Origin of the sequence: Rubellimicrobium mesophilum DSM 19309 (assembly GCF_000600335.2) — a bacterium.
In the GTDB taxonomy this organism is placed as follows: Bacteria; Pseudomonadota; Alphaproteobacteria; order Rhodobacterales; family Rhodobacteraceae; genus Rubellimicrobium; species Rubellimicrobium mesophilum.
On sequence record NZ_KK088560.1, the window covers coordinates 168,246 to 187,384 of the forward strand.

Consider the following 19,139-nt stretch of genomic DNA (forward strand, 5'->3'; position numbering starts at 1 on the left):
CGGCCGGGGTGTTGCGTGGCCCGGCAGGGTGCGCTCCACCGCACCAAGCGGCGGTGATTCGGGCGGGGGACGAGGAGGGTGCGCTGGAAGCGCACCCTACGGGGGACCGGTCGGCGTCGTGCGGGGCTCGGGCGTCGCGTGGCGGGGTGAGCCCCGCCCTACGGGAATCGGCGCTAGGTCGCCTGCGGTCGGACCAGGGCGCAGCGATGGTTGCGGTCCTGTCCCGCTTCCTGCCCCTCGCAGGGGCTCGGGGCCTTCGTCGTTCGAAGCAGCCCCCCGGGCGGTTTCGTCCCCGCCCGGATGGGCGGGGACCACTCCTCAGCCCTTCTTCAGCACCCGCTGGCCGAGCACCTCGGCGATCTGCACCGCGTTGAGGGCGGCGCCCTTCCTCAGGTTGTCCGAGACGATCCACATGTTCAGGCCGTTCTCGATGGTCCCGTCCTGGCGGATGCGGCTGATGTAGGTGGCGTATTCGCCCACGCACTCGATGGGCGTGACGTAGCCGCCGGGCTCGCGCTTATCCACGACGAGGCAGCCGGGGGCCTCGCGCAGGATATCGCGCGCCTCCTCCTCGTCGAGGAAGTCCTCGAACTCGACGTTCACCGCCTCGCTGTGGCCGACGAAGACCGGGACGCGGACGCAGGTGGCCGTGACCTTGATCGAGGGGTCGAGGATCTTCTTGGTCTCGACCGTCATCTTCCACTCTTCGCGCGTCTGGCCGTCCTCCATGAAGGAGTCGATGTGGGGGATGACGTTGAAGGCGATCTGGCGCGGGTAGACCGAGGGCTCGACCTCCTGGCCGGGGACGTAGACGCCCTTGGTCTGGTTCCAGAGCTCGTCGATGGCCTCCTTGCCGGTGCCGGAGACGGACTGGTAGGTCGATACGACGACGCGCTTGATCTTGGCGCGGTCGTGGAGCGGCTTGAGCGCCACCACCATCTGCGCCGTGGAGCAGTTGGGGTTGGCGATGATGTTCTTGCGGCCGTAGCCCATCACCGCGTCGGCGTTGACCTCGGGCACCACCAGCGGGACCTCGGGGTCGTAGCGGTAGAGCGAGGAGTTGTCGATCACGATGCAGCCGGACGCGGCCGCCTTGGGGGCGTACTGCTTCGTGGCGTCCGAGCCGATGGCGAAGAGGGCGATGTCCCAGCCGGTGAAGTCGAACTGGTCGAGGTCCTGGGTCTTGAGGGTTCGGTCGCCGAAGCTCACCTCGGTCCCCAGCGATTTCCGGCTGGCGAGAGCGGCGATCTCGTCCACCGGGAATTCCCGCTCGGCCAGGATGTTGAGCATCTCGCGCCCCACGTTGCCCGTGGCGCCGACGACGACGACCTTGTAGCCCATCTTTGGTCCCCTTTCGAATCGGACGCCTCTTAAGGCAGGGCGCGGGAAGGCGAAAGGGTCAGTCCGCGCGGTCGCGGGCGAGGAGGTAGGCGAGGAGACCCAGCGCCACGACGGCGGCGAAGAAGAGGAAGAGCGCGCGGTAGGCCTGCGTGGGGTCGGCGAAGGCGCCATGGATGGGACGGGAGGCGAACTGCATGAGGCCCGCGCCGCCGATGCCGAACATGTTGACGAGGGTGACGCCCCGGCCCGTCAGGTGCGGGGGGACGAAGGCGCGGGCATGCGCCATGATGAGCGGGAAGGCCGAGCCGCAGAAGCCCGCGACCGCGAGGAGGAGCGTCGCCCGGCCGAGGCTCGCCCCCGGGTTCGCGGCCAGCAGGAGGAGCGCCGCGAGGACCACGGCGTTGCCGGCCCAGACCACCCACTTGCGCGTCCCGAAAAGGCGGTCCGCCGGGCCGTAGGCGAAGTTGCCCGCCACCATGGCGAGGCCCATGGCGAGCGTCACCCAGCCGATCACGCCCGCGTCCGCGCCATGGAGGTCGCGGGCGAAGGGGCCTGCCCAGAGGCCTCGGAGCGAGGCGGCGGGGCCGTAGCCCGCGAACATCATCAAGAGGATCGGCCAGAGCGCCCGCATCCGCAGGAGGTCGAGGACCGAGCCGCGCGTGGGGCCGTCGGGGCCGCGCGGCGGGTCGGTGACGGCGAGCCAGAGGAGGGCGGCGACGAGGAGGGTGACCGCCGCGAGGCCGCCGAGGGCCGCGCGCCAGCCCACGGCACCCACCAGCGCGGCGAGGGGCGCGGCGGAGAGGACGTTGCCGAGGCTCCCGAGGCCGAGGGTCATGCCCGCCAGCGTGGCGAAGATCGCGGGCGGGTAGACCCGGGCGAAGATGACGTAGGCGGCCATCAGGACCGGCGAGCAGCCCGCCCCGATCAGCGCCATGGCGAGCATGACCTGGCCGGGCGTCTGGGCCAGCGCGAAGAGCAGGGCCCCACCCCCGCCCGCGAGCCCCAGGACCGAGGCCACCGTGCGGCGCGGTCCCATGCGGTCGAGCGCGGCGCCCACGGGAATCTGCATGGCGGCGAAGGCCAGGAACCAGAGCCCGGAGGCCCAGGCGAGGTCGCCCGCCGTGGCGCCGAGGTCGCGGCCGAGGTCCGGCGTCAGGACCGCCAGGAAGGCGCGGTAGAACTGCGAGAGGACATAGGCCCCGGCGAGGCAGGCGATCCCGACCTTCATGACCTCCGCCGGTCCCCTTTCCTCCGCGTCGGCGGCCAAGGTGGAGCGCCGGGACAGGAAGGGCAAGGCGTCGAGGCGGGGCCGCTGGTCGCAGCCCCGCCATTCACCTCTCAACGACCGGGCTGGGCGCTCGGCGGAGTTCCCGCCCGGCGTCACTCGGAAACCGGCACTCGTTACGCAGGCTCAACGCCCCTCCCGAGGCGGGGTTGCGGGCCCCGGACCTTGGTCCGATCAGAGCGCCCGGCTGTGGCGGCCCTCGGGCATGGCGTAGGCGTCGAGCGCCAGCGCGGCGAGGCGCGCGATCAGGCGCGGGGAGCGGACCAGGGCGATGACCTCCCCGTCGGTGGCGGTCCAGCCGGCGAAGCGGCGGCGCAGCGGCGCGGTCAGGCGCAGGAGGTCGTCGACCGGGACGCCGTGCGCCGCAGCGATCTCGGGCAGGTCGAGCTCGAAGCGGCACATCAGCCGCTCGATCATGTCGGCGCGCAGCATGTCGTCGGCGCTCATGGCGTGGCCGCGCTCGGTGGCCAGGCGGCCCCTCTTGATCGCCTGCGCGTAGGAGGAGGAGGTCGAGGCGTTCTGCGTGTAGCCCTGCGGATAGCGCGAGATGGCCGAGGCGCCCAGGCCGATGAGCACCTGCGAGCCGTCCTCGGTGTAGCCCTGGAAGTTGCGGCGCATCCGCCCCTCGCGCGAGGCGACCTCCAGCGGGTCCCCCTCGCGGGCGAAGTGGTCGATGCCGACCTCCTTGTAGCCGTCCCAGACCAGCATCCGCGCGGCGGCCTCGAAGAGGTCGAGCCGCTCCTCGGAGTCGGGGAGGGCGGTCGCGTCGATCAGGACCTGCCGCTTGGCCATCCAGGGGACGTGCGCGTAGCCGTAGAGCGCGAGGCGGTCGGGCGAGAGCGAGAGCAGCTTCTGGACCGAGGCCGCCATGCGCCCGCGCGTCTGGTGCGGCAGGCCGTAGAGCATGTCCATGCTGAGGCTGCGGACGCCCTGGTCGCGGATCATGTCCACCACGTCGCGGGTGAGCTCGTAGGGCTGGGCGCGGCCGATGGCGTCCTGCACCACGGGATCGAAGTCCTGCACGCCGACCGAGGCGCGGGTGAGCCCCGCCGCGCCGAGACGCGCAGGCGGGCTTCGTCCACCTCGGTCGGGTCGATCTCGACGGAGAAGCTCAGGTCCTTCGCCGGGGGGCGGAAGGCGTTGAGGGCGTCGCAGAGCTCGGCGAGCATCCCGGCGGGCAGGATCGTGGGGGTGCCGCCGCCCAGGTGGATCGCCGCGACCTCCACGTCGGGGCGCAGGTGGCGGCCCACCAGCGCGAGCTCGGCCCTGATCTGCGCGAGGTAGGGGATCAGCGGGCGGTCGGTCTGCGTGCCCTGCGTGCGGCAGGCGCAGAACCAGCAGAGCCGCCGGCAGTAGGGGATGTGGACGTAGAGCGAGATGCGGGCGCCCGCCGGGACCGCCTCGATCCAGCCCGTCGTCTCGGCGGGCCCGACGGTTGCGCCGAAATGATTGGCGGGCGGGTAGCTGGTGTAGCGCGGGGCGCGTGCGTCAAAGAGACCCAGGGCCCTCAGTTGGTCATGCAAGGGCATTGCAAACCCTGTCGGAAATAGCGTTATGAGGGCCCTGGCCGGCCCTGATCCCTTGATCCCCGGCCTGTCCTGCCGCACGATCACATGCGAGGCGCCCATGCCGTTCGACCAGAGGCTGTCCCGAACCGTGACCTCTTCCGCCCCGGTCCCGAAGCTCAAGAACGTCGAGGTGGAGTGCGCGGGCTGCCCCATCCGGCACCGCGCCGTCTGCGCCCGTTGCGACGCGGAGGATCTCCAGCGGCTCGAGGAGATCAAGTATTACCGCACCTACGAGGCCGGGCAGGCCATTGCCTGGGCCGGTGACGAGATGGGCTTCGTGGGCTCGGTCGTGCGGGGCGTGGCGACGATCAGCCAGACCATGGCGGACGGCCGCAAGCAGATGGTGGGCCTCCTGCTGCCCTCGGACTTCATCGGCCGCCCGGGCCGCTCCTCCACGCCCTACGACGTGACGGCGGTCAGCGAGGTCACGCTCTGCTGCTTCCGCCGCAAGCCCTTCGAGCAGCTCCTGGTGAGCACCCCCGCCGTGGCGGAGCGGCTCCTCGACATGGCGCTCGACGAGCTGGATGCGGCGCGGGAGTGGATGCTGATCCTGGGCCGCAAGACGGCGCGGGAGAAGATCGCCTCCCTCCTCACCATCGTGGCGCGGCGCGAGGCGACGGTGGGGCTCCCGGCGATCAAGGGCCCGATCGTGATCGACCTGCCGCTGACGCGCGAGGCGATGGCGGACTACCTGGGGCTCACGCTCGAGACGGTCAGCCGCCAGATCAGCGCCCTCAAGAACGAGGGCGTGATTGAGCTGGACGGCAAGCGCCGCATCGCCGTGCCGGACATCCGCCTCCTGATGGCGGAGACGGGCGACGACATGGACGGCGGCCTGATCGCCTGACAGCGGCATCCCCTCTCCCATCCCTCAGTGGGCCATCAGGAGGGGCAGCGGCACGGCGGCCAGCATGGCGCGGGTCGTGCCGCCCAGGAGCGCCTCGCGCAGGCGGGAATGGCCGAAGGCGCCCATGACCAGGGCCTCGGCCCCCCTCTCCTGACAGAAGCGGGCCAGCACGTCGGCCACGCGCGGCTCGGTCCGGGCGAGGACGGCGATCTCGGCCTGGACGCCGTGGCGGGCGAGCCAGAGGCCCAGCGCGCCGCCCGGATCCGCCCGGTCGTGGGCGTGGAGCGGCGGGTCCACGATGGCGATGTCCACGGTCTCGGCGGCCTTGAGGAAGGGCAGCGCGGCCCGGACGGCGCGGAGCGCCTCGTCCCCGTCGTTCCAGGCGACGCAGATCCGGCGGAAGGGCCGGTCCCAGTCGGTGCGGGCGTGGTCGGGGACGACCAGGACCGGCCCGCCGGTCCCGAAGAGCAGCGCCTCGGCCACGATGGGGGCGAGCGGGTCGTGGGCGGGCCCGTAGGGGCGCCCCGTCACCAGCAGGTCCGAGAAGCGGGCGGTGCGCGACAGCGCCGTGGCGAGCCCGAGGCTCTGGGCCGTGACCGGCTCCACCCGCGCCCGGATGCCGGCCGGGACCTGGGCCCGCGCCCAGGAGGCCAGCGCCTGCGCCCGTTCGAGCGATTCGAGGCGCCAGTCCTCCATCATCATCGGCGTCGAGGTCATGGGCACCGTCTCGAGGGGGACGGGCTCGATGCCGAGGCAGAAGAGGTCGATCTGCGCGTCCTCGCGGGCGGCGATCGCGATGGCCGCGCGGAGCGCGGGGGCGTCGCCGGTCTCGTCGGTGATCACCAGGCTCAGGGTCCGAATCGCCATGACGGGTCTCCTTTCGCGTTGGAGACTGGCCGTGTCTCCGCTGCCGCGCCTTGATCCTTGTCACGGAGTCGGCCGGGGCGGTTTGACCTGGATCAAGGAAAACCGCGATCGGTCGTGGGATGCCGCGCCCCAGACCACCGGACCCGCCGCGCCATCCCGCACGGGTCGAATCAGAGGGACGCATCCGCAATGTGGGATTGGATCAAGATCGCGACGTTCGGGGTGATCGCCCTGATCGCCGCCATCGCCGCCAACTGGGCGCGCGACCTGGCCTACCAGGTCCACGCCCTGATCGTCATGGCCGTGGCGGCCGGCCTCTTCGTCTGGACCGTGCGCCAGACCGGCGAGGAGCGGGCCGCAGCGGCGCCGCGCCTCGACGAATACAACGACGGGGTGATTCGCGCGGGCGCGATCGCCACGACCGTCTGGGGCCTCGTGGGGTTCTTGGTGGGCGTCTTCATCGCCTGCCAGCTCGCCTTCCCGAGCCTCAACTTCGAGTTCCTGCACGGCTTCGGCAACTTCGGCCGCCTGCGTCCCCTCCACACCTCGGCGGTGATCTTCGCCTTCGGGGGCAACGCCCTGATCGCCACGAGCTTCTACATCGTGCAGCGGACCTCGGCGGCGCGGCTCTGGGGCGGCAACCTCGCCTGGTTCGTGTTCTGGGGCTACCAGCTCTTCATCGTGCTGGCCGCGACCGGCTACCTCCTGGGCGCCACGCAGTCCAAGGAATACGCCGAGCCGGAGTGGTACGTGGACCTCTGGCTGACGGTGGTCTGGGTGGCCTACCTCGTGGTGTTCCTGGGCACGATCGTGAAGCGCAAGGAACCCCACATCTACGTGGCCAACTGGTTCTACCTGTCCTTCATCGTGACCATCGCGATGCTGCACATCGTGAACAACCTCTCGATCCCCGTATCGATCTGGGGCTCGAAGTCGGTCCAGGTGTTCTCGGGCGTGCAGGACGCCATGGTGCAGTGGTGGTACGGGCACAACGCCGTGGGCTTCTTCCTGACCGCGGGCTTCCTGGGCATGATGTACTACTTCGTGCCGAAGCAGGCGGGCCGGCCGGTCTACAGCTATAAGCTCTCGATCATCCACTTCTGGGCGCTGATCTTCCTCTACATCTGGGCGGGCCCGCACCACCTCCACTATACCGCGCTGCCCGACTGGGCCGCGACGCTGGGGATGGTCTTCTCGGTGATCCTGTGGATGCCCTCCTGGGGCGGCATGATCAACGGCCTGATGACCCTGTCGGGCGCCTGGGACAAGATCCGCACCGACCCGATCATGCGGATGATGGTGATCTCGCTCGGCTTCTACGGGATGAGCACCTTCGAGGGGCCGATGATGTCGGTGCGCGCCGTCAACTCGCTGTCGCACTACACGGACTGGACCATCGGGCACGTCCACTCGGGCGCCCTGGGCTGGAACGGCATGATCACCTTCGCCGCGCTCTACTTCATGGTGCCCAAGCTCTGGCACAAGGAGCGGCTCTACTCCCTCGCCGCCGTCAACTGGCACTTCTGGCTCGCCACCATCGGCATCGTGCTCTACGCGGCCTCGATGTGGGTCACCGGGATCATGGAAGGCCTGATGTGGCGCGAGGTGGACGCCAACGGCTTCCTGGTGAACAGCTTCGCCGACACCGTCGCCGCCAAGTTCCCGATGTACGTGGTGCGCGCCACCGGCGGGGGCCTCTTCCTGGCCGGCGCCATCATCATGGCCTGGAACCTGTACATGACGGCCTTCGGCAAGGTCCGCGTCGCCGCCGTCGCCACTCCGGCCGAATGAGGATCTGACCAATGGCCTTTCTCGACCAACACAAGAAGCTGGAGCGGAACGCGTCCCTCCTCCTGGGCGCGAGCCTCTTCGTGGTCCTCATCGGCGGCGCCGTGGAGATCGTCCCGCTGTTCTACCTGCAGAACACCATCGAGCACGTGGAAGGGGTGCGGCCCTACTCGCCGCTGGAGCTCGCGGGGCGCAACATCTACGTCCGCGAGGGCTGCTACGTCTGCCACAGCCAGATGATCCGCCCGATGCGCGACGAGGTGGAGCGCTACGGGCACTACTCCCTCGCCGCCGAGTCGATGTACGACCACCCCTTCCAGTGGGGCTCCAAGCGGACGGGGCCCGACCTCGCCCGCGTGGGGGGGCGCTACTCGGACTCCTGGCACGTCCAGCACCTGACCGAGCCGCGCTCGGTGGTGCCGGAGTCGATCATGCCGCCCTACGGCTTCCTCGAGGACACCCCCATCGACGGCCAGTACATCGCCGACGCGATGGCGACCAACCGCGAGGTGGGGGTCCCCTACACCGACGAGCAGATCGCCTCGGCGCAGGCGGACTTCCTGGTGCAGGCGGACCCGGAGGGGGACACCGACGGGCTCCTCGAGCGCTATCCGGGCGCCCATGTGGCCAACGCCGACGAGTTGCAGGGCGTGTCCGAGATGGACGCCTTGGTGGCCTACCTGCAGGTGCTCGGCACGATGGTGGACTTCTCCACCTTCACGCCGGACGCGAGCCGCTGAGGGAGGGGGCACGATGACCGACACCTATACCCTCCTGCGCGAGTTCGCCGATTCCTGGGTGCTGCTCTCGCTCACGCTCTTCTTCCTGGGGGCCATCGCCTTCGCTTGGCGGCCGGGGTCCCGGTCGCTGCACGAGGACGCGGGGCAGGTCCCCTTCCGCCACGACGACCGTCCGGCCATCGACGAGCCGGCGCCGGCCCGCCGGGTCCCGGCCTGCGGCCAGGACTGCGGCCACTGCACCTGCGACCTTCTCCCGGAGGGAACGATATGACGCGCAACGACAAGAATCCCTCCCCCGGCATGGAGACCACCGGCCACGACTGGGACGGCATCCAGGAGTGGAACAACCCCCTGCCCCGCTGGTGGCTCTGGATGCTCTACGCCACCATCGTCTGGGGGGTGGGCTACACCATCGCCTACCCGGCCTGGCCGCTGGTCCATGGCGCGACTTCCGGCCTCCTCGGCTACTCGACCCGCGGCGCCGTCGCGGAGGAGATCGCCGGGGTCGAGCAGGCGCGGTCGGGCATGATGGAGAAGCTCGCCAACGCCGACCTGACGACGCTGGGGCAGGACCCCGACCTCCAGGGCTTCGCGGTGAACGCGGGCGCCTCGGTGTTCCGCGCCAACTGCGCGCAGTGCCACGGCTCGGGCGCGGCGGGGGAACCAGTCGGGCGGCTTCCCGAACCTCCTGGATGACGACTGGCTCTGGGGCGGCTCGATCACCGACGTGGCCTTCACGGTGACGAACGGCGTGCGGAACGACTCCTCGCCCGACGCGCGGTGGTCGCAGATGCCGGCTTTCGGCGAGATGCTCTCGCCGGAGGAGGTCGATCAGGTCGTGAACCACGTCCTCGCCATCTCCGGGCAGGACCATGACGCCGCCCTGGCCGAGGCGGGGGCGCAGGTCTTCGCGGACAACTGCGCGGGCTGCCACGGCGAGAAGGGCGAAGGGATGCGCGAGGTGGGCGCGCCCACCCTGACCGACGCGGTCTGGCTCTACGGCGGCAGCCCGGAGCGGATCAAGGAGACCGTCACCTACGCCCGCTTCGGCGTCATGCCGGCCTGGAGCGAGGAGTTCCGCCACGCCAACGGCCTGAGCCAGGCCGAGATCAACGCCGTGGCGACCTATGTCCACGGGCTGGGCGGCGGCGAGTAAGGCTTCCCGGCGAACCTCCTTCCTGGTTCGTCCAACTCGGGCGGCTCCTGCGGGAGCCGCCCTTTTTCGTCATCCCATGGCCGCGCCGGCCTCGCGCCGCCGGGCCTTGGCCCGGTCGGCGCGCGTGACCCAGAGGGCGAGGCTCGTCCAGGTCAGGATGTAGAGGCCGCCCAGGGCCAGCACGACCTCGCCCGGGATCGGCCCGACGCCGGCCCGGTCCACGAAGGTGTGGATCGAGGGCACCGGATAGGGGTGGACGGTGATCTTGCCCGCGTAGGCGACCGTCTGGATGAGGAGGATCCAGAGATAGTTGTTGCGCACCCGGCGCGCGACGGCCGTGAGGTAGCTCACGTGGTAGGCCGGCCTGTCGTAGTCGTCGGCGAGGATCACCTGCCAAGCTTCGTCGGTCCGAAGGTCGCCGTCGCGCAGCATCGGCACGAAGAGGTGCCGCTCCATCCAGCGCGCCCGCGCCCGCCAGACGCTGAAGTAGCGGTAGCGTCGCGCCTCGAGCGCGAGGAACAGCATGATGAGGATGCCCACGAGGATCAGCGGCAGCGGCGAGGCGAGCGGCGAGGAGAAGGTGATCGACAGCGCCACGCCCAGCGTCACCACCGACCAGTTGGTCGTGGTGTCGAGCCGGGTGCGCCAGATGGTCGAGCGGTAGACCTCGCCCCGGTAGAGGTGGGCCAGCGCGCCGATCTCGGCCGCGCTGAACTCCTGAAGGTCGAGGGCGTGGCGCTTGGGTGTCATGGGGGCCTCCTCCGTCGCGATCCTGCCGATCAGGACGCGCCCGAGGTTCCCTTGCGTCAAGCGGAACGTGGCGCCGGCGCCCGCCGTGAGAGGACGCCGGCCGGGACCTCAGAGGTCGAGGACGTGGATGTCGCCGAGGCCGATGTCGCGGCGCAGATGCGCCGGCAGGTCGGCGACCGAGCGGCGCGCGGTGTCGGACTGGGCGATGGCGGCCAGGCGGCGCAGGAGGGCGCGCAGGCCGTCGCGGCGCTCGAACGCCGAGGGACGGGGCGAGAGGCCGTCGACGAGGAATCGGGAGGCGGTCAGCGTGGTCATGGCATTGGTCCTTGGAAAGGGCGGGATGAAAAGGGTCGGCGTGAAAGGGAAGCCGGGCGCGGCTGGTGGCCGCGACCGTGGAAGGGATGGGAGGCGGGAGCCCCTGGGAGGTCAGAGGCTGCCGAAGGCCACCGGGCGCCAGGTCCAGCCCTGGGCGGCCGTGACCTCCTGGAGGGGGCCCTTCAGCTCCCTGGTGGCGAAGCGGTATTCGTAGACCTGCCCGAGGCGGAGGTCCTCCTCGCGGAAGGCGTAGCCGGTGCCGAAGCTCATCTCGACCTTCTGGCCGCGGAAGGACTCCGAGGAGAAGGACAGGTTCGGCAGGCCTGCGCGCCATTCGACCGTGTAGTCGCGCTGGACGTTGCGGACCTCGCCTGTCGCCTCGTCGAGCCTGAGGAGCACCTGCGCGCCCTTCTTGAGGCCGGCCTTGGCAAAGATCTCGTACCAGCGGGCATCCACGATGCGCCACTCGGCGACGAGGTCCGCGCCTTCGGGGCCGCCCTCGCTCACCACGAAGGGGGCGGAGTCGCGGTTGAGGGCGAGGAAGGCGGCACGGAGGTCCTCCGCGCTCTGGCGCGGCGTGCCGGCGGGGGGCGCCTTGCGCCCGGTGAACATGTCGAAGAAACCCATGGAGCAAATCCCTGTCTCAATGGCGACGTAATGCCGCACGGGGAGGCGGGAGGCCAAGGCGGGAAAACCCGACCTCTCAGCCCTCGGGCTCGTCGTCGTCGGCGTCGCGGCCCGCGCCCCCGGTGAAGGCCCAGACGGCGAGGCCCACCCAGGTCGCCACGTAGAGGCTGAGGACGACCAGCACGAGCCAGCCCGGGATCGGGCCGACGGCGGCGCGGTCCATCACGTCGCGGAGGGAGCGGGCGGGCTCGGGATGCTCGATGAGCTTGCCGGCATAGGCGAGGGTCTGGACGGCGAGGATGTAGAGGTAGTTGCTCCGCACCCGCCGGGCGACGGCGGTGAGGGTCGAGATCGGGTAGCGCGGCTCGCGGTAGTCGCGGGCGAGCTCGGCCCGCCAGTCGGCCGGGGCGCCACGCCCTTCGAGGAGGGGGACGAGGAAGCGCGTCTCCATGAGGCGGGACCGCTCGCGCCAGACGTTGAAGTAGCGGTAGCGCCGCGCCTCGATGAACAGGAAGACGAGGAGGAGGACGCCGGTCAGGAGGAGCGGCAGCGCCGAGGCGTCGGGCGCCGCGAAGGTGAGAGAGAGCGCGAGGCCCAGCGTCACGATGGACCAGTTCGTCGTGGTGTCGAGCCGGGTCCGCCAGACGGTGCCGCGATAGACCTCGGCACGGTAGAGGTGGGCGAGGGTCCCGAGCTCGCCTGGACCCAGCGGGGGCAGCGGATCGGGGCCTCGGGGGTCGGGGCGCGGATCGGGCTGGAGGCTCATGCGCCAGAGGTGCGGCAGCCTGTCGCGCGGTCAAGCGGGAGGCGCGGCTTGATCCAGGTCAAGGCGCGGGAGCACGAGGCGGGCCATAGGGGCACGAAGAACAACACGTCCGCCGGGAAGCGATCATGAGCCAGTCCAGCACGCCCTCCCTCTATGCCGCGCGGGAGCCGGTCTTTCCGCGACGCGTGAAGGGCAAGTTCCGCACGCTCAAGTGGGTCATCATGGCGATCACCCTGGGCATCTACTACCTGCTGCCCTGGGTGCGCTGGGACCGCGGGCCGGAGCTGCCCGACCAGGCGGTGCTCGTGGACATGGCCGGGCGGCGGTTCTTCTTCTTCTGGATCGAGATCTGGCCGCACGAATTCTACTTCGTGGCCGGATTGCTCATCATGGCGGGGCTGGGGCTCTTCCTCTTCACCTCGGCGCTCGGGCGGGTCTGGTGCGGCTACGCCTGCCCGCAGACCGTCTGGACCGACCTCTTCATCCTGACCGAGCGCTGGGTCGAGGGCGACCGCAACGCGCGGGTGCGGCTCTGGAACGCGCCCTGGTCGCTGAACAAGGCGCGGCTCAGGATCATCAAGTGGACGATCTGGCTCGCCATCGGGATCGCGACGGGCGGGGCCTGGGTCTTCTACTTCGCCGACGCGCCGACGCTGCTGATGAACCTCCTCACCGGGCAGGCGCATCCCGTGGCCTACATGACGGTCGCCACACTGACGGCCACGACCTTCCTCTTCGGCGGCTTCTTCCGCGAGCAGATCTGCATCTACGCCTGCCCCTGGCCGCGCATCCAGTCCGCGATGATGGACGAGGAGACGATCACCATCGGCTACCGCGACTGGCGGGGCGAGCCCCGGGGCCGTGGCGCGCGGACCCCGCGCTCGGGCCAGCAGCCCCCGGCCTTCCAGGCGCTGGAGCGCATGGCGGCGCCCGGGACCCTGATCGCGCAGGGCGCCGCGCCGGTGGCGAAGGGCGACTGCGTGGACTGCATGGCCTGCGTCAACGTCTGCCCCATGGGCATCGACATCCGCAACGGCCAGCAGATGGAGTGCATCACCTGCGGGCTCTGCATCGACGCCTGCGACGACGTGATGTCGAAGCTCGGGCTGCCGCGCGGCCTCATCGACTACTTCACGCTCCAGGACGAGCAGAAGGAGCGGGCGGGCGGGCAGGCCAAGGCGGTGTGGCGCCACATCCTGCGGCCCCGGACGATCCTCTACACCTCCATGTGGTCGGCGATCGGCGTGGGGCTCCTGGTGGCGCTGTTCATCCGGGCCGACATCGACATCTCGGTCGCGCCGGTGCGGAACCCCGTCTACATCACCCTGTCGGACGGCACGATCCGCAACGCCTACGACTTGCGGCTGCGCAACAAGAACCACGAGCCACGCGAGTTCGCGCTGTCCTACACCGCCCACGCGCCGCTGAACCTCCATGTCGAGGGGGTCGAGGGAATCTCCGTGACGGTGCCCGCCGACGAGACCACGCAGGTGCGGCTCTACCTCGACGCGGCGGCGCAGACCGAGGCGGCCGAGGCCGAGCACAGCGACGTCCGCCTCTGGGTGACCGACATCACCAGCGGCGAGCGGGCCAGCGCCGAGACCCACTTCAACGGCGTGGCGCAGGACCATGATCAGGACTGAGCGCGCCCGCGCCTGGACCTCCCTCAACGGAAAGGCCGAATGACATGACCTCGCTCTTCCGCGGACCGATCACCGGCCCGAAGGCCTTCGCGATCTTCTCCTCGTTCTTCCTCGTCATCATCGCCGTGAACGTGGTCATGGCCTACCAGGCGGTGCACACCTTCCCGGGCCTCGAGGTCGAGAACTCCTACGTGGCGAGCCAGACCTTCGACGCCGAGAAGCAGGCGCAGGAGGCGCTGGGATGGACCGCGCACGCCACCGTCGCGGACGGGAAACTGGTGCTGCGGGTCACGGGAGCCGACGGCCGGCCGGTGCAGGGCGCCACGATGAACGCCGTGCTGGGCCGGACCACCGAGGAGACCGAGGACCAGGTGCTGGCCTTCGCCTTCGACGGGGAGGCCTGGCGCGCGCCCGCCAAGGTGGAGCGCGGTCATTGGGAGCTGCGGATCGACGCCGTGGCCGTGGACGGGACGCCGTTCCGCCAGCGGCTCGACCTGAACGTGGAGTGAGGCGATGAGCGTCACCGAGGCCCCCGGCGGGATCGGCTGCATCGGCTGCATCACCGCGCCCGCCGCACAGGGCAAGGGCGAGGCGGCGGCGGAGGACGAGATCGTCCTCGCGGTACCCGCCGCCGACTGCGCGGCCTGCATCCCCGAGCTGGAGGAGGGCCTCGCGGGGTTCCCCGGCATCCGCGACGTGCGGGTGAACTTGTCGCTCCGTCGGCTGCGGGTGCGGCACGACGGGACGCTCACGCCGGAGCGGCTCATCCCGGAGGTGGCGCGGCTCGGCTACGAGGCGCTGCCGCTGGACCTCGTGGCGCTGTCGGGGACCGAGAACGACCGGGTCGGGCGCGACCTGCTGATGCGGCTGGGTGTGGCGTTCTTCGCGATGATGAACGTGATGCTGCTGTCGGTGGCCGTATGGTCCGGGGCGGACGGCGTCACGCGGGACATCTTCCACCTGATCTCGGGCGCCATCGCCATCCCGACGGTGCTGTTCTCCGGGCAGCCCTTCTTCCGGTCGGCTTGGGCGGGGGTGAAGCGCGGGCGACTCGGGATGGACTTCCCGATCTCGCTGGCGCTGGTGCTGGCCTCGTCGATCTCGGTCTACGAGTCGTTCCACGGCGGCGACCACGCGTATTTCGACGCGGCGGTGATGCTGACCTTCTTCCTGCTGGGCGGGCGCTACCTCGACCACCGGACCCGGGCGGCGGCGCGGTCGGCGGCGCAGGAGCTCGCGGCCTTGGAGGTGCCCCGGGCGATCCGGCTCACGACCGAGGGGTCGGAGACGGTGAACGTCGCGGACCTCGCGGTGGGGGACCTGATCTCGGTGCGCCCCGGCGCGCGGGTGCCGGCGGATGGGATCGTGACGGAGGGCGAGAGCGAGCTCGACCGGTCGCTGCTGACGGGCGAGTCGCTGCCCGCCCGCGCGGTCCCGGGCGGGGTCGTGAGCGCCGGCGAGGTGAACCTCACCGGGCCGCTGACCGTGCGGGTCACGGCGGCGGGGAAGGACTCCTCCCTGTCGCGGATCGCGGCGCTGGTCGCGGTCGCCGAGGAGGCGCGGTCGCGCTACACCTCGATCGCCGACCGGGCGGCGCGGGCCTATTCGCCGCTGGTGCACACGCTGAGCTTCTCGGCCTTCGCGTTCTGGATGTGGCGGACGGGCGGGGACCTGCGCTTCGCCATCAACATCTCGGCGGCGACGCTCATCATCACCTGCCCCTGCGCGCTGGGCCTCGCGGTGCCGGCGGTGGTGACGGCGGCGTCGGGCAAGCTGTTCCGAAAGGGCCTCCTCATCAAGTCGGGGACGGCGCTGGAGCGGATGGCGGCGGTGGACACGGTGGTCTTCGACAAGACCGGGACGCTGACGCTGGGCGCGCCGGAGCCGCTGGACCTGGGCGACCATGACGCGGACGACCTGCGGGTCGCGCTCGCGCTGGCGCAGGGGTCGTCGCATCCGCTGGCGCAGGCGCTGGCGCAGCGGGCGCTGGGACTGGGCATTCGGCCCGCTCATGTGACCGAGGTCCGCGAGGTCCCGGGGCACGGGATCGAGGGGGTCTGGCAAGATCAGCGGGTGCGGCTCGGCCGTGCGGACTGGGTGGGCGCCGAGGCGGGGGACGTGACCGCCACGACGCTGCGGATCGGCGGCCAGGAGCCTGTGACCTTCGCCTTCGCGGACGCGCTGCGGCCGGGGGCGGAAGGGCTGGTGGCGGCGCTGTCCCGGCAGGGGATGGAGTTGCATCTCGTCTCGGGCGACGTGGCCGGGGCGGTCGAGGGGCTGGCCCAGCGGCTCGGCGTCCCGGCCTGGACGGCGGGGGCGAAGCCCGAGGAGAAGGCCGCCTATGTCCGGGCGCTGACGCAGCGGGGCCGCAAGGTCCTGATGGTGGGCGACGGGCTCAACGACACGGCGGCGCTGGCCGAGGCGCTGGTCTCGGTCTCGCCGGCCTCGGCGCTGGACGCGGCGCGGGCGGCCTCGGACATCGTGCTGCTCGGGCGCGACCTGTCGCCCGTGGAGGACGCGCTGCGGATCAGCCGGCAGGCGGTGAAGCGGATGCGCGAGAACTTCGCGCTGTCGGCGGCCTACAACGTGGTGTCGGTGCCGGTGGCGCTGATCGGGCTGGCCACGCCGCTGCTGGCAGCGCTGGCGATGTCGCTGTCGTCCGTGACGGTGACGCTGAACGCGCTAAGACTGAAGTGACATGGACGTCCTGATCCTCCTCGTGCCGGTCAGCTTGGGCCTGGGCCTCCTGGGCCTCGGGGCCTTTGTCTGGACGCTGAAGAGCCGGCAGTACGAGGACCCCAAGGGGGACGCCGCGCGCATCCTGTCGGACCGCTGGGACGACCGGCCCGCGCCGGTGGAGGACCGGGCGCCGAAGCAGCGCCGTCCGGACCGGGCGGGGCCGTCAGAGGGCGAGCGGGGCTAGGCCTCGGCCCGGTGCTCCTCGCGGGCGGCCTCCCAGACCTCGTGGGCGGCGTCGGCGTTCATGGCGGCGATGGCGAGGCCCACGATCAGGTCGGGCCAGGCGGAGCGCCACACGAACGCCGTCACCAGCCCCGCGCCGATGATGGCCACGTTGGCGAGCGCGTCGTTGCGGGCCGACAGGAACGCCGCGCGGGTCAGGCTGCCGCCGTGGTGGCGGAAGCGGACCAGCAGGACCGCGCAGGAGAGGTTCACCGCCAGAGCGCCGAGGCCCGCGAGCGTGAGCGGCCCGGGATCGGGCGCGACGGGCAGGTTAAACTTCTCCCAGGCGGTCCAGAGCGTGGCGAGGCTGGGGACCAGCAGGATCGCCGCGAGGACCATGCCGAGACGGGCGCGGCGACGCGCCGGCCAGCCCAGCGCGAGCAGGATCAGCAGGTTGATCGAGGTGTCCTCGAGGAAGTCCACCGAATCGGCGAGGAGCGAGACCGAGCCGATGGCGAGGGCGACCGCGAATTCCACCCCGAAGTAGCCGAGGTTCAGGGCCGCGACCCAGGCCACCGCCCGGCGGAGCGCCGGCGTCCGCGTGTCCATGCGACCCTCCCCGTCGTGACGGGGGCAGGATAGGAGGCCGGGAGGGCGGCGGCCAGGGGGGCCCCTACCCTACTCCAACCCCATCACGAAGTCGGCGCAGCGGCTGCCCAGCATCAGCGCGGGGGCGGTGGTGTTGCCGGCGTTGATGTTGGGGCAGGCGCTCATGTCGGCGACGCGGAGCCCTTCGATGCCCCGGACGCGCATCCGGGCGTCGAGCACCGCCATCGGGTCGCCGTCCGCGCCCATCTTAGCGGTCCCCGCCGGGTGGTAGTTGGTCTTGACCATCTTGCGGCAGTGAGCAGCGAGCGACTCGTCGTCGATCTGGCGGGGGTCGGGGAACTTGACTTCCCGGGTGCGGCTCTTCACCGGCTCGGTGTCGAAGACGCGCAGGAAGAAGCGCTGGCCGTCGATCATGCGGCGCATGTCCTCGGGGTCCTTGAGGAGGTTGGGGCTGACGACCGGCTTGTCGGCGGGGTTGGCGGAGCGGAGCGTCACGGTGCCGCGCGACCTGGGCTTCACCACGACGGTGGTGATCGTCATGCCGTGGGTGTCCTGCATGACCTTGAGGAGGTCGCGGTCGAGGTAGACGATGGGGACGCAGAAGGCCTGGATCGTGGGCTCGGCAGTGGGGTCGTTCGGGTTGACGAAGGCGCCGGCCTCCACGCCCGCCGAGAGGATGCGGCCGGTCCCGAAGGCCTTGAACTGGAGGCCGTTCATGACCATCCGCCAGCCGTTGCCCTGGTTGTAGTAGCCATACTTGCCATTGGCGGTGGAGATGATCGGCACCTCGGGGTGGTCCACGAGGTTCTGGCCCACGCCGGGGTGGTCGGCGACCACGTCGAGGCCATGCTCGCGCAGGTGCGCGGCCGGGCCGATGCCGGAGAGCATGAGGAGCTTGGGCGTGATGAGGGCGCCGGCGGTGAGGATGACCTCGCCCTTGGCATGGCTCTGGTGCTCCTGCCCCGCCTTGTCGCGCCAGACGACGCCCACGGCGCGACCGTTCTCGATCAGGACGCGTTCGGCGCGGGACTCGAGCCTGAGCGTCAGCCGGGGGTCCTTCTCGAGCGGCGCGATGAAGGCGTAGGCGGCGGAGGACCGCTTTCCGTGGCGGTTCATGAACTGGTAGAAGCCGACGCCGCGCTGGTTGCTGCCGTTGAAGTCGGGGTTGAAGGGCTCGCCCAGGGCCTGCACGGCCTGCACGAACCAGCGCGACATCTGGTCGATGTGCCCGGGGTCCGAGACCTGCAAGGGTCCGTCCACGTTGTGGAATTCGTTGAAGAGGCGGTTGTTGTCCTCCATCCGCCGCATATGGTGGAGGACGGCGGGCCAGGACCAGTCGGCGCCGTCGTTGTTGCCGCGCAGGATCTCGTTCCACTCGGCGTAGTCCGAGGGGCGTCCGCGCATGTAGACCTGCGCGTTCACCGAGGTGCCGCCGCCCAGCACGTTGCCCTGCGGGATGTCGTGGGCGCGGCCGCCCAGATGCTCCTGCGGCGGGGTGGTGTGGTAGTGCATGAACTTGCTGCCGTTGATCATCTTGAAGATGCCCGGCGGCATGTCGAGGAGCGGGTGGCGGTGCGAGTAGCCCCCCTTCGAGGAGGAGGACCCGGTGGCCGCCGGGGTTCACGAGCCGCGCGGCCGCGACGCAACCGGCCGCGCCGCCGCCCACAACGATGAAGTCGTATTCGTCACGAGGCATTGGAAAGTCCGTGGAAGGGGGGCCCTAGTGGGCCTCGAAGGTGCCGCGCACGTACTCCCACGCGGCGTTGAGATGGGAGGCGAGCGCGGCCTCGGCGGCGTCGGGGTCGCGGTCGCGGATGGCCTGGAAGATGTCGCGGTGGCGGAGCCAGTTCACGCGGTTCCGCTCGGGCGAGCGGGGCATCTTGAGCCAATGGTCCGCGAGCCAGGCGGTGAAGGCCTTGTGGACCGCCGGAAGGAT

The 19,139-nt window shown here is 70.9% G+C and carries 17 protein-coding genes and 3 pseudogenes; 9 read left to right on the forward strand and 11 right to left on the reverse strand.

Annotation, left to right across the window (positions count from 1 at the left end):
- Positions 1 to 318: 318 nt before the first annotated feature.
- From RUMESO_RS07350 to hemN, 3 genes and pseudogenes are all read right to left on the reverse strand, one after another.
- Positions 319 to 1,341: an aspartate-semialdehyde dehydrogenase gene (locus tag RUMESO_RS07350; RefSeq protein ID WP_037279262.1), complete on the reverse strand. Its 1,023-nt coding sequence runs from the start codon at positions 1,339 to 1,341 to the stop codon at positions 319 to 321.
- A gap of 58 nt (positions 1,342 to 1,399) precedes the next feature.
- Positions 1,400 to 2,569, reverse strand: a complete 1,170-nt coding sequence (locus RUMESO_RS07355) for an MFS transporter (protein ID WP_037279264.1) — start codon at positions 2,567 to 2,569, stop codon at positions 1,400 to 1,402.
- 231 nt (positions 2,570 to 2,800) lie between these two features.
- Positions 2,801 to 4,155, reverse strand: a pseudogene (hemN, locus tag RUMESO_RS07360) (oxygen-independent coproporphyrinogen III oxidase).
- Positions 4,156 to 4,252: 97 nt separating this feature from the next.
- Between hemN and fnrL the strand changes: the two are divergent.
- Complete coding sequence (fnrL, locus tag RUMESO_RS07365; RefSeq protein ID WP_082483415.1) at positions 4,253 to 5,041, forward strand: transcriptional regulator FnrL; 789 nt, start codon at positions 4,253 to 4,255, stop codon at positions 5,039 to 5,041.
- A gap of 24 nt (positions 5,042 to 5,065) precedes the next feature.
- On the opposite strand, the gene RUMESO_RS07370 is transcribed toward fnrL, so the two are convergent.
- Entirely contained in the window at positions 5,066 to 5,908 is an 843-nt protein-coding gene (locus RUMESO_RS07370; protein WP_037279266.1) for a universal stress protein, read from the reverse strand.
- Between the two features lie 189 nt (positions 5,909 to 6,097).
- Between RUMESO_RS07370 and ccoN the strand changes: the two genes are divergently transcribed.
- From ccoN to ccoP, 4 genes and pseudogenes are all read left to right on the forward strand, one after another.
- Positions 6,098 to 7,699 (forward strand): cytochrome-c oxidase, cbb3-type subunit I, encoded by a 1,602-nt coding sequence (gene ccoN, locus RUMESO_RS07375; RefSeq protein ID WP_037279268.1) that lies wholly within the window; start codon positions 6,098 to 6,100, stop codon positions 7,697 to 7,699.
- Between the two features lie 11 nt (positions 7,700 to 7,710).
- Positions 7,711 to 8,436, forward strand: coding sequence for a cytochrome-c oxidase, cbb3-type subunit II (ccoO, locus tag RUMESO_RS07380; protein ID WP_037279270.1), 726 nt, complete (start codon positions 7,711 to 7,713; stop codon positions 8,434 to 8,436).
- Positions 8,437 to 8,449: 13 nt separating this feature from the next.
- On the forward strand, positions 8,450 to 8,707 hold the full coding sequence (locus tag RUMESO_RS07385; RefSeq protein WP_037279272.1) for a CcoQ/FixQ family Cbb3-type cytochrome c oxidase assembly chaperone: 258 nt from the start codon (positions 8,450 to 8,452) through the stop codon (positions 8,705 to 8,707).
- Positions 8,704 to 9,592 (forward strand): annotated as a pseudogene (gene ccoP / locus RUMESO_RS07390) (cytochrome-c oxidase, cbb3-type subunit III). The gene RUMESO_RS07385 and the pseudogene ccoP overlap by 4 nt, the downstream one beginning before the upstream one ends.
- A 69-nt stretch (positions 9,593 to 9,661) precedes the next feature.
- Here ccoP and RUMESO_RS07395 read toward each other — a convergent pair.
- The 4 genes from RUMESO_RS07395 to RUMESO_RS07410 all read right to left on the reverse strand — a co-directional run bounded on the left by RUMESO_RS07395 (position 9,662) and on the right by RUMESO_RS07410 (position 12,050).
- Complete coding sequence (locus tag RUMESO_RS07395; RefSeq protein WP_037279388.1) at positions 9,662 to 10,342, reverse strand: DUF2270 domain-containing protein; 681 nt, start codon at positions 10,340 to 10,342, stop codon at positions 9,662 to 9,664.
- A gap of 108 nt (positions 10,343 to 10,450) precedes the next feature.
- A complete protein-coding gene (locus RUMESO_RS07400; RefSeq protein WP_037279274.1) occupies positions 10,451 to 10,657 on the reverse strand; it encodes a hypothetical protein in 207 nt (68 codons plus the stop codon).
- A gap of 111 nt (positions 10,658 to 10,768) precedes the next feature.
- Positions 10,769 to 11,284 carry a hypothetical protein gene (locus tag RUMESO_RS07405; RefSeq protein ID WP_037279275.1) on the reverse strand — a complete coding sequence of 172 codons (516 nt, stop codon included), beginning with the start codon at positions 11,282 to 11,284 and terminating at the stop codon, positions 10,769 to 10,771.
- Between the two features lie 76 nt (positions 11,285 to 11,360).
- Positions 11,361 to 12,050, reverse strand: coding sequence for a DUF2270 domain-containing protein (locus tag RUMESO_RS07410; RefSeq protein WP_037279276.1), 690 nt, complete (start codon positions 12,048 to 12,050; stop codon positions 11,361 to 11,363).
- Between the two features lie 125 nt (positions 12,051 to 12,175).
- Between RUMESO_RS07410 and ccoG the strand changes: the two genes are divergently transcribed.
- The 4 genes and pseudogenes from ccoG to ccoS all read left to right on the forward strand — a co-directional run.
- Positions 12,176 to 13,693 (forward strand): cytochrome c oxidase accessory protein CcoG, encoded by a 1,518-nt coding sequence (gene ccoG / locus RUMESO_RS07415; protein WP_037279277.1) that lies wholly within the window; start codon positions 12,176 to 12,178, stop codon positions 13,691 to 13,693.
- A 44-nt stretch (positions 13,694 to 13,737) separates the two neighbouring features.
- Positions 13,738 to 14,202, forward strand: coding sequence for a FixH family protein (locus RUMESO_RS07420; protein WP_037279278.1), 465 nt, complete (start codon positions 13,738 to 13,740; stop codon positions 14,200 to 14,202).
- 4 nt (positions 14,203 to 14,206) lie between these two features.
- Positions 14,207 to 16,390 carry a heavy metal translocating P-type ATPase gene (locus tag RUMESO_RS07425; RefSeq protein WP_037279279.1) on the forward strand — a complete coding sequence of 728 codons (2,184 nt, stop codon included), beginning with the start codon at positions 14,207 to 14,209 and terminating at the stop codon, positions 16,388 to 16,390.
- A 1-nt stretch (position 16,391) separates the two neighbouring features.
- Positions 16,392 to 16,547 (forward strand): annotated as a pseudogene (gene ccoS / locus RUMESO_RS07430) (cbb3-type cytochrome oxidase assembly protein CcoS); the annotation flags it as partial.
- 65 nt (positions 16,548 to 16,612) lie between these two features.
- Here the strand turns inward: ccoS and RUMESO_RS07435 are convergent.
- The 3 genes from RUMESO_RS07435 to RUMESO_RS28430 all read right to left on the reverse strand — a co-directional run bounded on the left by RUMESO_RS07435 (position 16,613) and on the right by RUMESO_RS28430 (position 19,139).
- Complete coding sequence (locus RUMESO_RS07435) at positions 16,613 to 17,203, reverse strand: cation efflux transmembrane domain-containing protein (protein WP_037279281.1); 591 nt, start codon at positions 17,201 to 17,203, stop codon at positions 16,613 to 16,615.
- Between the two features lie 69 nt (positions 17,204 to 17,272).
- Positions 17,273 to 18,736 (reverse strand): GMC family oxidoreductase, encoded by a 1,464-nt coding sequence (locus RUMESO_RS28095; protein ID WP_211262812.1) that lies wholly within the window; start codon positions 18,734 to 18,736, stop codon positions 17,273 to 17,275.
- Between the two features lie 187 nt (positions 18,737 to 18,923).
- Positions 18,924 to 19,139, reverse strand: coding sequence for an FCD domain-containing protein (locus RUMESO_RS28430; protein ID WP_425414882.1), 216 nt, complete (start codon positions 19,137 to 19,139; stop codon positions 18,924 to 18,926).